13 protein-coding genes are annotated in these 15,612 nt (G+C 40.5%); 7 read left to right on the top strand and 6 right to left on the bottom strand.

What is annotated here, in order from left to right:
* Positions 1 to 34 precede the first annotated feature (34 nt).
* Together IL355_RS01785 and katG are read left to right on the top strand one after the other, a co-directional pair.
* A complete protein-coding gene (locus IL355_RS01785; RefSeq protein ID WP_192460490.1) occupies positions 35 to 784 on the top strand; it encodes a lysophospholipid acyltransferase family protein in 750 nt (249 codons plus the stop codon).
* 142 nt (positions 785 to 926) lie between these two features.
* The gene (gene katG / locus IL355_RS01780) at positions 927 to 3,173 is read left to right on the top strand and encodes a catalase/peroxidase HPI (protein ID WP_192460489.1); all 2,247 of its coding nucleotides are present in this window, start codon (positions 927 to 929) and stop codon (positions 3,171 to 3,173) included.
* 57 nt (positions 3,174 to 3,230) lie between these two features.
* Here katG and IL355_RS01775 read toward each other — a convergent pair whose 3' ends face one another.
* The 6 genes from IL355_RS01775 to recA form a co-directional block, all read right to left on the bottom strand.
* Positions 3,231 to 4,160, bottom strand: a complete 930-nt coding sequence (locus IL355_RS01775; RefSeq protein ID WP_192460488.1) for a YeiH family protein — start codon at positions 4,158 to 4,160, stop codon at positions 3,231 to 3,233.
* 71 nt (positions 4,161 to 4,231) lie between these two features.
* Positions 4,232 to 5,116, bottom strand: coding sequence for a LysR substrate-binding domain-containing protein (locus IL355_RS01770; protein WP_192460487.1), 885 nt, complete (start codon positions 5,114 to 5,116; stop codon positions 4,232 to 4,234).
* A gap of 95 nt (positions 5,117 to 5,211) precedes the next feature.
* Entirely contained in the window at positions 5,212 to 6,753 is a 1,542-nt protein-coding gene (locus tag IL355_RS01765; RefSeq protein ID WP_192460486.1) for an outer membrane beta-barrel protein, read from the bottom strand.
* A gap of 52 nt (positions 6,754 to 6,805) precedes the next feature.
* Entirely contained in the window at positions 6,806 to 7,375 is a 570-nt protein-coding gene (locus IL355_RS01760; protein ID WP_192460485.1) for an RNA polymerase sigma factor, read from the bottom strand.
* Positions 7,376 to 7,408: 33 nt separating this feature from the next.
* Positions 7,409 to 7,834 carry a hypothetical protein gene (locus tag IL355_RS01755; RefSeq protein WP_192460484.1) on the bottom strand — a complete coding sequence of 142 codons (426 nt, stop codon included), beginning with the start codon at positions 7,832 to 7,834 and terminating at the stop codon, positions 7,409 to 7,411.
* A gap of 145 nt (positions 7,835 to 7,979) precedes the next feature.
* On the bottom strand, positions 7,980 to 8,987 hold the full coding sequence (recA, locus tag IL355_RS01750; protein ID WP_187456425.1) for a recombinase RecA: 1,008 nt from the start codon (positions 8,985 to 8,987) through the stop codon (positions 7,980 to 7,982).
* A gap of 474 nt (positions 8,988 to 9,461) precedes the next feature.
* On the opposite strand from recA, the gene trhO reads away from it, so the two are divergent.
* The 5 genes from trhO to IL355_RS01725 all read left to right on the top strand — a co-directional run bounded on the left by trhO (position 9,462) and on the right by IL355_RS01725 (position 15,532).
* Positions 9,462 to 10,493, top strand: a complete 1,032-nt coding sequence (gene trhO / locus IL355_RS01745) for an oxygen-dependent tRNA uridine(34) hydroxylase TrhO (protein WP_192460483.1) — start codon at positions 9,462 to 9,464, stop codon at positions 10,491 to 10,493.
* 122 nt (positions 10,494 to 10,615) lie between these two features.
* Entirely contained in the window at positions 10,616 to 11,905 is a 1,290-nt protein-coding gene (gene ricT, locus IL355_RS01740; protein ID WP_192460482.1) for a PSP1 domain-containing protein, read from the top strand.
* Positions 11,898 to 12,383 carry a gliding motility lipoprotein GldH gene (locus IL355_RS01735; protein WP_192460481.1) on the top strand — a complete coding sequence of 162 codons (486 nt, stop codon included), beginning with the start codon at positions 11,898 to 11,900 and terminating at the stop codon, positions 12,381 to 12,383. The genes ricT and IL355_RS01735 overlap by 8 nt, the downstream gene beginning before the upstream one ends.
* A gap of 3 nt (positions 12,384 to 12,386) precedes the next feature.
* On the top strand, positions 12,387 to 14,732 hold the full coding sequence (locus IL355_RS01730) for a penicillin-binding protein 1A (RefSeq protein ID WP_192460480.1): 2,346 nt from the start codon (positions 12,387 to 12,389) through the stop codon (positions 14,730 to 14,732).
* Positions 14,733 to 14,830: 98 nt separating this feature from the next.
* Positions 14,831 to 15,532: a CoA transferase subunit A gene (locus IL355_RS01725; RefSeq protein ID WP_192460479.1), complete on the top strand. Its 702-nt coding sequence runs from the start codon at positions 14,831 to 14,833 to the stop codon at positions 15,530 to 15,532.
* Positions 15,533 to 15,612: the final 80 nt, after the last annotated feature.

Below are 15,612 nucleotides of genomic sequence, written 5' to 3'. Positions count from 1 at the left end.
AAAAAAGCTAGGGTAAATTGTTATTTTTGATTTCATGTTTGCACTCATCAAAAAAGTAGGCCAGACACTTTATAGAATTTGGTTTTACATTCTGGTAGCTTTTCCCATCATTCTATTTTTTCCTTTTTTGCTGGTGACCACCCTTTCGGAAAAGTGGTATCCCCAATTCTTTTGGTTGGCAAGGAATCTTTGGGCCAGGCCCATTTTATATGGTATGGGCTGCCCACCACGAGTAAAATGGGAAGAACGTCTAAAAAAAGGGAAGAGTTATATGCTGGTGGCCAATCATACCAGTATGTTGGATATCATGTTGATGCTTCATATTAGCAAAAATCCTTTTGTGTTTGTCGGTAAGAAGGAATTGGTGAAAATTCCCATTTTCGGTTTTTTTTATAAAAGGGTGTGCATTATGGTAGATAGGGAAGATACCAAAAGCAGAACGGGGGTCTACAGACGTGCCCAGCGACGCTTGAACCAGGGGTTGAGTATTTGTATTTTTCCGGAGGGTGGCGTGCCAGATGATGAATCTATCATTTTAGATCACTTTAAAGATGGAGCATTTAAAATGGCCATTGCCCATAAAATACCCGTGGTTCCCATGACTTTTATCGATAATAAAAAACGTTTTTCGTTTACCTTTTTTAGCGGCGGACCGGGTGTTACTAGAGCTACGGTACATTCGTTTTTTAAGACCAAAAAATTTAAGGAAGAAAACAAAGCAGAATTGCGGGAAAAAGTGCGTGGTATAATTTATCATGAGTTACAAAGGGCAGAAAGCTCATGAACATGCCTAACTATTAGAAATATCTTTTCTGGCTGACAGTTGGTATAAGAAAAATCAATACAGGAATAATTTAATTCAAATTTTTGCGTGTCTTTTCCAATTCGTTTTTTGGTAATTTTATAGGAAACTTAAAACGATTAGCATGGAGAGCAACAACAATTCTCAAGGCGAAGCTTGGGACGTAAACGAATCGAACGCAGCACAATGCCCGTTTTTGAACGGAAGCTTCAATCAAGCTGCGGGAGGCGGTACCACCAATAAAGATTGGTGGCCCAATCAACTTAACCTAAATATTTTAAGACAGCATTCTTCCCTTTCCGATCCTATGGATAAGGATTTTGACTATGCTGAAGAATTTAAAAAATTAGATCTAGCCGCCGTTAAGCAAGATTTATATGATTTAATGACGGATAGTAAAGAATGGTGGCCTGCAGATTACGGTCACTATGGTCCCTTTTTCATTCGTATGGCTTGGCATAGTGCAGGAACCTACCGTATTGCAGATGGTAGAGGAGGTGGAGGTTCCGGATCTCAACGTTTTGCACCTTTGAACAGTTGGCCAGACAATGCTAATCTTGATAAGGCCCGTTTGTTACTTTGGCCTATCAAGAAAAAATATGGAAAGAAACTCTCCTGGGCAGATTTGTTGATTTTGGCCGGTAACTGCGCCCACGAGTCCATGGGCTTGAAGATGTTCGGCTTTGGAGGCGGACGTGAAGATATTTGGCAGCCAGAAGAGGATATTTATTGGGGTTCAGAAGGTGAATGGTTGGGCAACAAAGAACGTTATGCCAATGAAAATCAGTTGGAAAATCCGTTAGGTGCCGCCCATATGGGACTCATTTATGTGAATCCTGAAGGACATAATGCCAATCCGGATCCCGTAGAAGCTGCTCATTATATTCGCGAAACTTTCGGCCGTATGGCCATGAACGATTATGAAACGGTAGCTTTAATCGCCGGAGGCCATACCTTTGGAAAAACCCATGGTGCAGCCAATCCAGACGATTATGTTGAAGCAGAACCAGCCGGTGCCGGTATTTTGGAACAGAGCATGGGGTGGAAAAATAATTTTGAAAGTGGCAAAGGAGAACATACCATAACCAGTGGTTTGGAAGGAGCATGGACAGATACCCCTACGAAATGGAGCCATAAATACTTTGAAAACTTGTTTGGTTATGAGTGGGAATTGACGAAAAGCCCTGCAGGTGCTTGGCAATACAAGCCCAAGGGCGATGCAGGAGCTGGAACTGTTCCTGATGCCCACAATCCAGAGAAAAAACATGCTCCATTTATGCTGGTGACCGATATGTCTTTGAGAATGGATCCCGCTTATGAAAAGATATCGCGACACTTTTTAGAGAATCCTGATGAGTTTGCTGATGCTTATTCCAGGGCTTGGTTCAAATTAACGCACCGTGATATGGGGCCTGTAGACCGTTACTTAGGTCCAGAAGTGCCTCAAGAAGAGCTCATTTGGCAAGATCCCGTACCTGCGGTGGATCATGACCTAATAAATGATAACGATATCTCTAATTTGAAAGCGAATATCTTGGCCTCCGGATTATCGGTATCAGAACTTGTTTCAACCGCTTGGGCCTCCGCTTCAACCTTTAGAGGATCGGATAAACGTGGTGGCGCCAATGGAGCGAGAGTAAGATTGGCACCTCAAAATAAATGGGAAGTCAATAATCCGGAGCAGTTAGAAAAAGTACTGGATACTTTGGGAAGAATTCAAAAGGAATTCAATGATGCACAGTCCGGAAATAAAAAGGTTTCCTTGGCAGATTTGATTGTTTTAGGTGGATGTGCTGCAGTCGAGAAAGCGGCCGGTGCAGCCGGAAACGCAGTGACCGTTCCTTTTAGTGCAGGTCGCACTGATGCTACGGAAGAACAGACAGACGCGGAAGCTTTTGAGGCCTTGGAGCCTAGAGCAGATGGATTTAGAAATTATGTTAGGAACAAATTCAATGTCTCTACCGAAGAACTGTTAGTTGATAAGGCACAATTGATGACCTTAACAGCCCCTGAAATGACCGTTTTACTTGGAGGAATGCGTGTTTTGGGAACTAATTACGATGGTTCCAACCATGGTGTATTAACAGATAAGCCAGGCGTTCTAAGTAATGATTTCTTTGCAAACCTTTTAGACCTTGATTTGGAATGGAAGGATACGTCAGGCAACGAGACTGTTTTTGAAGCTACCAAAAGAGGTTCTAGTGACGTACTATATACGGGGACCAGAGTAGATTTGATTTTCGGTTCCAACTCTGAACTGAGGGCCATTGCTGAGGTGTATGCCTGTGAAGACGGACAAGAGAAGTTTGTGAATGACTTTGTTGCAGCTTGGCATAAAGTGATGAATTTAGATCGATACGATTTAAAATAGCCATTTAGAGTGATTTCTAATGGTACAAGAGTGGTGCAGTGCACCACTCTTTCTTTTTTATACAAGTTGGTATATAATTAAACCCAAGGAGAGCACCGAGATGAAAATCCAAAGGCTTGATGCCATAACCAAAGGTCTAATGCCGGTCTGCTTCAATTCTGAAATAGATATGGTAGAGCCTACTAAAAACAGCGTCAACAACAACAAATGTTTTGAGGTGATAACCAAGGTTTTCGTAAGTGTTTCGGGCAATAAATGGTAACTGTTGATGATGATGGCACCGATAAAAAAAAGAATAAAGTACGGCGCTTTTATCTTTTCGCCCTTCGCTTTAAACACAAACATTGATAGAACGGATAAGGGCAAAATCCATAACATTCTTGAAAGTTTTACGGTGGTGGCCACCTGCAGGGCTTCGTCACCATATTCCAAGGCTGCGCCCACTACCGAGCTGGTATCATGAATGGCCACTGCACACCAAAGACCGAATTGATGTTGATTCAACCCAAAAAAATGACCTACAGCCGGAAAGACGAACAAGGCTATGGAGTTAAGTAAAAAAACCACGGCCAAGGCTATGCTTATGGCTTTGCTTCTGGCATTGATTACGGGAGAAATAGCAGCAATGGCACTGCCACCACAAATGGAGGTGCCCGAGGTAATCAGGTGCCCAAGTTTTTTGTCTAAACCAAGCAATTTAGTCAATAAAAAACCTAAACTGACCGTAAGTAGAATGGATAAAAATGTCAATAAGAATCCTTCTTTTCCTGCTTCTATGGTTTCATTAATGAACATCCCGAAACCAAGACCTACCACCGATACCTTTAGCAATAATTGAATGGATTTATGACAAAATCTTTTAAAGGGGTTGTCAAAAAGAAGGCTGAAGCCGAACCCTGCTAATAGGGCAATGGGACTGCCAACCCATCCTGTTAAAATAAGAATGGCCAACAGAATAAATGCAAACCTTTTGAATACCAACTTCATAACTTGAATTTGTTGGTAAAATTAGCTGATTTGTATTGCTTATACGGAATCTATTTTGATATCTGAAATAACTAAAAGTTATAGTTGTTTCTGGCGAATTTCTCAAAATAATCCATCACGGCAGATTGATAACCGGTTCTGGAAACAAAGTAAAACCACCTGTCAATAGAGAAATTCTTTATTTCTACTACTTTAAGTTTGTTTAAAAGCAAATCGTTGGAAACGGCATGAATGGAAAGGAGGGCAAAGGTATTGGAATGGTAGAGGTAGTTTTTAATAGCTTCCGTGCTGCTGAGGGTCACAAGAGTATTTAGTCTTTTGATGGAAGTTTCTTTTAGTTTGTCGTATATAATGTCACGGGTGCCCGAACCGATTTCCCTCTCTACCAATGGAAGTTTGGCTAGCCTATCAAGGGAAACGGAATTTTGTTTATACCGGGTGTTACTTGTCCCGGTAACCAATACAATTTCGTCTTTAATAAATTTATGATACTGCAATTTCTTGTGGGTATTTGTTCCTTCAGTGATACCAAAGTCGATTTGCTGATTTAAAATGAGTTGCTCAATTTCTTCTGAGTTTTCACTTTTTATTTCAAATGTCGTTTGCGGATGTTGCTTCCTAAACTTGGCGATTATTTCAGGAACCACGTGATTGGCGATAGTAGTACTGGCGCCAAAATTGATAAGACTCGGAACGCTCTCCTGTTGATGTAAAAACTGATTTTCAACTTCGGAAAGGAGTTCAAGGATACGATTAACGTAAACTAAGAAAGCTTGGCCATTTTCGGTAAGTTCTATGGAGTTTCGTTTCCGAAGGAAAAAAGTGGTTTTGTATTCCTCTTCAATGCTTCGGATGGCTTTGGACACGGCAGGTTGCGAAATAAAAAGTTGTTCTGCGGCTTTGGTAAAACTTGCATGATGTGCAACGGCCTTAAAAATTTGGTATTTATGCTTCATGAACGATTAGTACGTTGGTTGGCCAATGATCTGCATGAAGCAAAATACACCAATTTATTTATGTTACCATAGACAAATCCATTTAGTAGCTAGACTTAAAACTTAAAGTTGAGTCCACTATAGACACCAACACTAAAAGGCCTAAAATCACCTGAAACTTCAGAAAAAGTGTTCAATTGGTATTTGAAAACAGGTTCAACGTTCAATTGAATCATGGGTGTAAACTTGTAGTTAACCCCAAAACCAACGTTGGTGCTAAAGTTAACCTCGTTGATATTGTTAGCTTCCCCCACTTCCGTAGTTAAATCCCCGGAGGTAAGCGTAACAGAATTGTCAAGTAAAAACAAGGAACTAAAACCTCCTACTAGATTAAGGCCAATCTTTTTGTCAATAAGGGAATAATCCAATTCCAAAGGAACTTCAAGATAGCCCAATTGTTGAGCCATGGCGCCCGTTCTGGAAAAGTCATTGGCATCCCTAACCTCCATTGCCAATTCTTCCAATGGGGAAGAAAGACTGGAAAAAGTAGCCGTTTCACTATTTACGATGATGTTCTTTGCAGATTGACTATAATTTATGTTTGATATCTTTTTGGAACTTGAAGCATCTAAGGAAGAGGCAAAGGCAACATTATCCGTGTCGTACCCAAAATTAACTTTATGGATACCGGAGCGCACCTTGAACTTTTTGTTCACTTGGTACGCTACGGAAACGCCGTAGCTCAAGTTGGTATTTCCTGATTTCGTATTTTGATTAAATGCGGAATGTATGGGTGATCCTTCACCAACCGCATCAAAATAAACGGGAGCCACACTGGGCCCTACACTCCAACGTCCTTCGGTAGATTCAACAACCTCTACATCCTCTTTGTTTTGTTCCGCGATGGCGTCCAGAATGGATTTTTTAGATTCTTTGTCCTGCGCACTTGGTTTTAGTTCCTCCGTATCCTCTGCCGCAAGCGCATTGTTCTCCATGTTAGACCTACTAAACTCCGAGTTGTCTGAATTTTGATTTTCTAAAGACTTCTCATTTTTAGAAATCACGTTGTTTTCTAGGTTTGCATTTTCAGGCTCAAAATTAGTGGCGAGCTTGGAAATAGTAGCGTCGGATTCTTTCTTTTCTTGTGGTTGAAAAAGAGTATTCCCAGATTCTTTGGTATTGTTACTTTTGCCAAATTTTGATCTAGCAGTAATACCTTCCTCTTTTTTAGGGACTATGCTTTTCTGAATTTTATCGCGATTGGTCGTTCCAGAGGATGTAGTAACCTCCCTATCAATAACATTTGCATTTTTGCTTTCGTCTTCTTTATCAGTATTTGCTTCAACTACCGCAGTATTTATTTCGTTGTCTGTGTTAAGCTGATTTTCATTTTCTGAATTATCATAATTATTGGGCTCACCTTTTGTGTTGGATACTGTAGGTATAGTATCTGAAGGGATGGAAGAGGGTCTAAATACCAAAAAGCCTAAAATTAAGGCAGCGGCAATACCACCAAGTTTCCACCATAAGGGAATTACATGCTTTTTAGTTCTTTTGTCCAAAGATGCTTCAATTTTTTGCCAGACCGCTTCGTCTGGTACTTCCTTAAAGCCCTTGAACTTCTCTTGGTAGAGGCTGTCAAGGTTTTTTTTACTCATTTTTAATGTCTTAGGTACGGTGTTCTTAGTCTTTTGATGTTTTCTAATTGGGTTAAGGCCATATTTCCAAAATGAAAAAAAGCAATAGCCCAATTATGGCTTTATTCTGTGTTGTTTCTATTCGGTCTTTTAATATCTGTCTTGCCCGGGCCAAGTTGGATTTGGAGGTGCCTGCTGATGTTCCCAGCATTTCTGCAATCTCTTTATGTGTATGGCCGTCAAGCACGTACAGGTTAAAGGTTAGCCTATATTTATGGGGCAAATCTTGTATGTAGCCCAAAAGGGTGTTCAAACTAATATCTGCATAACCACTATCAATTTCGGTTTCGGACTCGGTACTGTCCGTAACCACTGTCATGTATTCTTCCTTTCGGTATTTTTGCAATACTGTATTTACCGTTATTCTCTTCAACCAACCTTCAAAAGAGCCTTTGGACTTGAACTGGTCTATTTTGTCAAAAATGACCATAAAACTGTCGTGCAGATTGTCTTCTGCCTCGGTTTTGTTTCGGGAATATTTAAGGCATATGGCATATAATACCGGGGAGTATTTTCGGTATAATTGTTCTTGTGCCTGTCTATTTCCCTTTTTACAGTTTTTTATGAGTTCGTCCAGACTCAAATTTTGGTTAGATTAAGAAAGGTTTAAGCTAATTTATTTTACCGGCACAATTAATTCTATGAATTCAGGATTGCCGTTTGTATCGTCCCCTGAATAAAATTTAAACACATACGGGTCTGTATAGATTACTTCAAACTGAAAAGAATCCCTTATTTCTTGTGCAATTTCGGCACATGCATCCTTTTCGAGTTCAATACCTATGTGGGATACCGTTCTTACATTGGTAGAGTCTGTGGTAGAGGGCTTAACTTCAAACCTATCTGCCAACATACAGTCATTGAGTCTTAAAAGGTCTACATTTATCGTATAGACTCTGCCAAATTCAAAGGTATCCGGAACTTGTGCGTTCACAATTTGCAAGGGGGTGTAATGAAAATTGGCTCCATCATCGTCCAAACTACATGATCCAATTGCAAATGCGACAGCTACCGAAGATACTAGATAAAACAATCGCTTCATAACTACGTCAATTTTTTTTCATAAGATGAAAAAGAGACGTAAGGGTTGCGTTCTTTGGGAAGAGTTGAAATGAAAATCGCTTGTTTTGGGCAATATTTAACTATTTGCACCAAAACAAGCGATATACAAAGGTTATTTATTCGCTTTACTCAGAAAGTACGTTAATGGCATCTCTAATTTTACCATCCAGTTCTTCAAATAATTCAGGGTTATCCAATAGAAGGGATTTAACGGCATCACGGCCTTGGCCTAGTTTGGTGTCTCCGTAGCTAAACCATGAACCACTTTTCTTTACAATCTCATATTGTACTCCAAGGTCTATGATTTCACCTACTTTTGATATTCCTTCTCCATACATGATATCAAATTCTGTGGTACGGAAGGGTGGTGCCACCTTGTTTTTAACCACCTTCACACGGGTTTTGTTACCTTGTACATCCCCATCGGTATTTTTTATTTGGGTAGATCTTCTAATGTCCAATCTAACCGATGCGTAAAACTTCAAGGCGTTACCACCAGTGGTGGTCTCCGGATTTCCGAACATCACCCCAATTTTTTCCCTCAATTGGTTAATGAAAATTACGGTACAATGGGTTTTGCTTATAGAGGCCGTTAGTTTACGCAAAGCCTGGGACATTAATCTTGCGTGAAGCCCCATCTTGGAATCACCCATTTCACCTTCTATTTCACTTTTTGGGGTAAGGGCAGCAACGGAGTCAATAATCACAATATCAATGGCTCCTGAACGAATGAGGTTATCCGCAATTTCCAAAGCTTGCTCCCCATTATCAGGTTGGGAGATGATAAGATTATCTATATCAACCCCTAATTTCTGCGCGTAAAAACGGTCAAAAGCATGTTCTGCATCAATAAAAGCGGCAATACCTCCCTTTTTTTGTGCTTCTGCCATGGCGTGCAAGGTAAGAGTAGTTTTACCGGAGGATTCTGGACCGTAAATCTCAATGATCCGGCCACGGGGATAACCACCTACCCCTAAGGCAATGTCTAGACCTAGGGAACCGGAAGGGATTACATCTACATCTTCTACTACGCTATCACCCATTTTCATGACCGCGCCTTTTCCGTATGTTTTATCCAGTTTGTCTAACGTTAATTTTAATGCCTTAAGTTTGGCGTCTTTTTCCGAGCTCATATTTTTCAAAATTAGGATTGCTAAATTACCATTTCTTTTGCACAAAACCAGTTGCTAAAATTGGATTTTGACCTAACTTGGGATGTTTGAACTTCAAATGTTTATAAGTTTTTAGAAGGGTCACTGTTTATAGACTTTCTTTAATGACGCCAAACATCTTGTTTAAGAAGAATCGACTTTTTTATACTAGAGACGCAACCTTTTATGGGAAACGGTATCTTGTTAGAAACACGACATCCGATTTATCGGGAACTAACTCAAACATCATCCTCCAGATAGCTATATATGGAGGGCAACACAGGCCCATTCCTATTTAGTGTTTTTTAAAGACTGCTATGAAAAAGAGTCAATGGAATGGCCATTGAAGAGCCTTGATAGTCCATCAGGGCTCTTTTTTTATTGGTATACCCTCTATTTTACGTAGTTTTGCAAAAAAATTAGTATTCTTTTTTTAACTTAAAACGTAGGTATAGCATGCAACTGTACAACACTTTAAGTGCAAAAGAGAGAGCCGCCCTTATTGAAGAGGCGGGGCAAGAACGCCTTACCATCTCTTTCTACAAATATGCACATATTGGTAATCCCAAGATTTTTAGGAACCATCTTTTCATCACTTGGAATGAATTGGATGTTTTAGGTAGAATTTACGTGGCCAATGAGGGTATCAACGCCCAACTTTCCGTTCCGGCAGAAAATTTTGAAGCTTTTAAAGAACATCTGGACAGCATTTCATTCTTGGAAAATGTTAGGCTTAACATTGCCATTGAACAGGATAATATGTCTTTTTTAAAGCTGAAGGTAAAAGTTAGGAACAAAATAGTGGCAGATGGTCTTAACGACGCTACTTTTGATGTTACCAATAAAGGTATTCATGTAGGTGCAGAAAAATTCAACGAACTTATTGAAGACCCGGATACCATCTTGGTAGACATGCGCAATCATTACGAAAGTGAGATAGGTCATTTTAAGAATGCCATTACGCCAGATGTAGATACGTTTCGAGATTCGTTGGATATTATAGAAAACGACCTTAAGGAACATAAGGAGGATAAAAAACTGGTTATGTACTGTACGGGAGGTATTCGTTGTGAAAAAGCCAGTGCCTACTACAAGCACAAAGGCTTTAAACAAGTATATCAATTAGAGGGCGGTATTATTGATTACACCCGCCAAGTACAGAACAATAAGTTGGAAAACAAGTTCTTGGGTAAAAATTTTGTGTTTGACCATAGGCGCAGCGAACGTATATCGGAAGATATAATTTCCAATTGCCATCAATGTGGTAAACCTTGTGATACGCATGTAAACTGTGCCAATGAAGCTTGTCATCTTCTTTTTATACAATGCGATGAATGCGCTGCCCAAATGGATAATTGCTGTAGCGATGATTGCAAAAAAGTAAATGCATTACCCTATGAAGAACAGAAAAAGCTTAGAAAGGGTAAAGGTGCGAGTAATAAGATATTCAAAAAAGGACGATCGGAAGTATTGAAGTTCAAGCAATAAGCGGCAGGTAAAATTGTTCGCTTTACATCGCATCAAAATTTCATTACCTTTACGTTTAAGATTAATATGAACCCAATCCCATAAGGTGAGTATCACCTAGTTTAGGGATCAAGATATAAAATATGGGCTGTAGCAGTTGTTCGACCGCAAAGGACGGACAACCTCGTGGATGCAAGAACAACGGAACTTGTGGTACCGATGGTTGTAATAAATTAACGGTCTTTGATTGGCTTTCCAATATGTCGCTTCCTGGGGGTGAAAAACCTTTTGATTGTGTGGAAGTACGCTTTAAGAATAGCAGAAAAGAATTTTTTAGGAATACGGAGAACTTAACCCTCTCCATTGGTGATGTAATTGCCACTCAGGCCCAATCTGGTCATGATATTGGCATGGTTACCTTGGTGGGAGAACTGGTCAAGGTGCAGATGAAGCGCAAAAAAGTGGATTTCAAGGATAAGGCCATTCCTAAAATCTACCGGAAGGCGACTCAAAATGACATAGATAAATGGCAAAAATGCCGGGACCGCGAAGAGGAGATTAAAAAACGCGCCAGGGAAATAGCCATCATTCTTAAACTGCAAATGAAAATTTCCGATGTGGAATTTCAAGGCGATGGTTCTAAAGCCACCTTTTATTACACCGCTGAGGAAAGAGTAGATTTTAGGCAGTTGATCAAGGACATGGCCAAGGCCTTTGGTATTCGCATAGAGATGCGGCAAATAGGTTACCGCCAAGAAGCCCAGAGACTAGGAGGAATTGGTTCTTGTGGCCGGGAGCTTTGTTGCTCCACTTGGCTAACGGATTTTAGATCCGTTTCTACATCCGCGGCCCGTTACCAGCAATTATCCTTAAATCCCCAAAAACTGGCCGGTCAATGCGGTAAGCTAAAATGCTGTCTAAATTACGAGCTTGATATGTATTTGGAAGCACTTAAGGATTTTCCCGCTTCCGATACAAAATTGTTTACTGAAAAAGGGCTTGCATTCTGCCAAAAGACAGATATTTTCAAAGAACTTTTGTGGTTCTCCTACAAGGACGACCCTTCCAATTGGTATGTTCTTAACAAAGGGCAAGTACAGGAAATATTGGAGAAGAATAAGAAAAAGGAAAAAGTTGCAAGTTTAGAGGAATATACCACGGAAAACTTCGTTAATGAAGAAAAGGAGACCGTTTTTGAAAATGTAGTGGGGCAAGATAGCTTAACCCGTTTTGATAGGCCCAAAAAGTCAAGAAACAGGAAGCGCAACCGCAATAAGTCCAAAAGCAAAAATGGCGATTCCAAAACAAGGTCCCGTGGGAATGCTAAAAACCAATCAAAGGATAATCAGCCAAAAAACAACCGGCAAAATAGCGGTAGGCCAAACCAAAAGAAACGCAGGAACAATAACAAAAGGCAACAGAAAAATGGGTAAATATTGGGGCGCACTTTTTAGTATAGCCTTACTTTTTTCTTGCAATGAAAATTTGGTGAAATCAGAATTTCAAGCCACTAAAAATGGGGCTTGGAACAAGGACAGTATCTATCAATTTTCCTTTTCAGAAATAGATACGATACAAAAACACCATATGTTCATAACGGTGCGCAATGATGCTTCCTTTCCTTATAACAACTTGTTCCTTATTGCAGAATTGGAATTTCCATCTGGGGAAACGGTGAAGGATACTTTAGAGTATGAAATGGCTTTACCAGACGGGACTTGGTTAGGAAAAGGCTACGGCAGCATCAAGGAAAACAAATTATGGTACAAGGAGAACATCGTTTTTCCTACTTCTGGCGTATATAACTTGAGCTTGTCTCATGCCATGCGCAGAAATGGTAGTGTAAACGGGGTTGAAAGCCTTCAAGGTGTCACCGATGTAGGTTTTGAAATAGAAAAAAGTAATCAATAGAATATGGCCAAGGTTGCTAAAAAGGAAAAGCCAACCGGTTTTTTCAAATTTGTTAAATGGTTTTGGATTTTATTTGCCTCCGGAATTTTGGTGGCCACGCTAATCTTCTTATTGGCTTCATGGGGCATGTTGGGTATTGATATGCCAGAATATGAATACCTGGAGAATCCACAAACAAATCTAGCAACAGAAATTATTTCCTCTGATGGAAAGACATTGGGAAAATTCTACTTGGATGATAACCGTACTCCCGTGCCTTATGATAGTTTGCCGGAAAACCTGGTAAATGCGCTGGTAGCCACGGAAGATGCACGTTTTTATGACCACTCCGGTATTGATGCCTATGGCGTAATGAGGGCGGTTGCCTATCTGGGAAGTAAAGGCGGTGCAAGTACCATAACCCAACAGTTGGCCAGGCAGTTATTTGTTGGGGTACGTTCTAAAAATAAGGTAGAGGCCATTAGGCAAAAAATAATGGAGTGGGTCTTGGCAACGAGGTTGGAGAGACAGTATACAAAGGAGGAAATCATCGCCATGTATTTAAATCAGTATGATTTTCTTAATAATGCCGATGGAATCCGTTCTGCCTCCAAAATTTACTTTGGTAAGGAACCGCAAGAATTGAAGACGGAAGAATCTGCCGTTCTGGTGGGGATGCTTAAAAACTCCTCGTATTTTAACCCCATTAGAAGGGAAGAGTTGGTTACCAACCGTAGGAATACCGTTTTGGGCCAGATGGCCAAATACGGATATATTTCAGAAAAGGAAAAGGACTCGTTGCAGGCTCTTAAAATGGATATTAACTATAATCCGGAATCGCACAGGGAAGGTCTTGCCACGTACTTTAGAATGTACTTACAGGGATTCATGAACAAATGGATCGAGAATAATCCAAAACCAGCCATAGATGGTGCCCGGGATAAATGGAGCCTTTGGTTAGATGGTTTAAGGATATATACCACTATAGATTCTAGGATGCAGGCGAACGCCGAAGATGCCGTGCGCAAGCACATGACCAAACTGCAAGCTGAGTTCTTTCACCAAAACACTCCGGACAGAAATCCTACAGCCCCATTTCTGGATTTGGACAAATCTGAAATTAATTCCATTATGGAAAGGGCTATGAGGACCTCGGAGAGATGGAGAAAAATGAAAGATCAAGGAAAATCTGAAAAGCAGATTAGGGAATCTTTTACCAAGAAGGCCGAAATGACCGTATTTGATTGGAGAAGTGATGGACGTGAAAAAGACACCATTATGACCCCTATGGACTCCATTAGGTATTATAAAACCTTTTTAAGGGCGGCCATGATGTCCATGGAACCACAAACGGGGCATGTAAAAGCTTGGGTTGGAGGTATTGATTACAGGCATTTTCAATATGACAATGTAATTCAAGGTGCTAGACAGGCAGGCTCTACCTTTAAACCTTTTGTATATGCGGCAGCAATTGACCAATTGCGGTTATCTCCTTGTGATGTATTGCCCGACACTCAATATTGCATTGAAGCCAATAAGCATGGGAATTTAGAGCCTTGGTGCCCTAAAAACGCAGACGGCAGGTACTCTGGAAAGGATTACACCTTAAAAGACGCGTTGGCCAATTCCGTTAATACTGTAACGGCGCAATTAATAGATAGAGTGGGGCCACGATCGGTGGTATCCATTGTAAAAAATTTAGGTTTGGACCGTGAAATTCTCGAAGTTCCCTCAATTGCCTTGGGAACCCCGGACTTTAATGTGTATGAAATGGTAGGTGCCTATGGGGCATTTGCCAACCAAGGGGTGTATGTAAAGCCGGTGATGGTCACACGTATTGAGGATAAGAACGGTACGGTTCTTTACGAGTATGTTCCTGAGACTAAAGATGTACTTAGCAAAGATGTGGCATACGCTATGGTCAACCTTATGGAAGGGGTTACACAAGGTGGTTCAGGAACTAGATTGCGACATAGTTATAAAAAGAATGCTACGGAATACAAAGAGATTATTACAGGCTACCCCTACGGATTTACCAATCCGATCGCCGGTAAGACAGGAACTACCCAAAACCAAAGTGATGGTTGGTTTATGGGAATGGTCCCAAATCTGGTGACAGGTGTTTGGGTAGGTGGCGAAGAAAGGTCCGTACACTTTAAAAGCATTACTTATGGTCAAGGAGCATCCATGGCTTTACCTATCTGGGGTATGTACATGAAAAAGAATTATGAAAATAAAGATTTGGGTATATCGGACGGAGCTTTTGAGAAACCAGAAGACCTGTCCATTCGCGTAGATTGTACGCAACCTGCAGAAGAAGAACAGGATGACATTGAATTAGAAGACGACCTTGACGATTTAGACTTCTAAAAGTTTTAAATAATTCATAAAAACCCTTAACCTTTATAAAGCGTTAAGGGTTTTTTTATGGATAAAATTGTAAATTCAACAAACTCAATTTTAATTGTATGATTCTTAAAAAAGTAGCTGGTGTAGAAGAAGCCTTGCAAGGAGTCGAGAGCGGAATGACCTTTATGCTGGGAGGTTTTGGTCTCTGTGGCATTCCAGAAAATGCCATTGCCCAATTGGTTGAACTAGGCATTGAGAATATTACGTGCATTTCAAACAATGCCGGGGTGGATGATTTTGGTCTAGGCTTGTTGTTACAAAAACATCAGATAAAGAAAATGATTTCTTCCTATGTGGGTGAAAACGATGAGTTTGAGCGACAGATGCTTAGTGGTGAATTGGAAGTAGAGCTGACCCCCCAAGGTACTTTGGCAGAAAAATGTAGGGCCGCCCAAGCCGGTTTTCCGGCATTTTACACTCCCGCAGGTTATGGAACAGAAGTTTCTATGGGCAAGGAAACGAGGGAATTCAATGGAAAAATGTACGTACTGGAAGAAGCCTTTAAGGCTGACTTTTCATTTGTAAAAGCTTGGAAGGGAGATGAAGCAGGGAACCTAATTTTCAAAGGTACGGCCAGAAACTTCAATCCCTGTATGTGTGGAGCTGCTAAAATTACGGTTGCCGAAGTTGAGGAATTAGTGCCTGCAGGGGAATTGGACCCCAATCAAATTCATGTGCCCGGTATATTTGTGCAACGCATATTTCAAGGGAAGGATTACGAAAAGCGAATTGAGCAGAAAACGGTTCGTAAACGTAGTTAAAATATAGATTTGAAAATGTTCTAAGGTGATAATTGGCTGATGCAGACAAATGAAAACCTATTGAAAAATCTACACTAAAC

Origin of the sequence: Euzebyella saccharophila, assembly GCF_014855495.1 — a bacterium.
Classification (GTDB): Bacteria; Bacteroidota; Bacteroidia; order Flavobacteriales; family Flavobacteriaceae; genus Euzebyella; species Euzebyella saccharophila.
The sequence above is the reverse complement of the archived record's forward strand: the minus strand, read 5'-3'. Positions and strand labels throughout refer to the sequence as shown.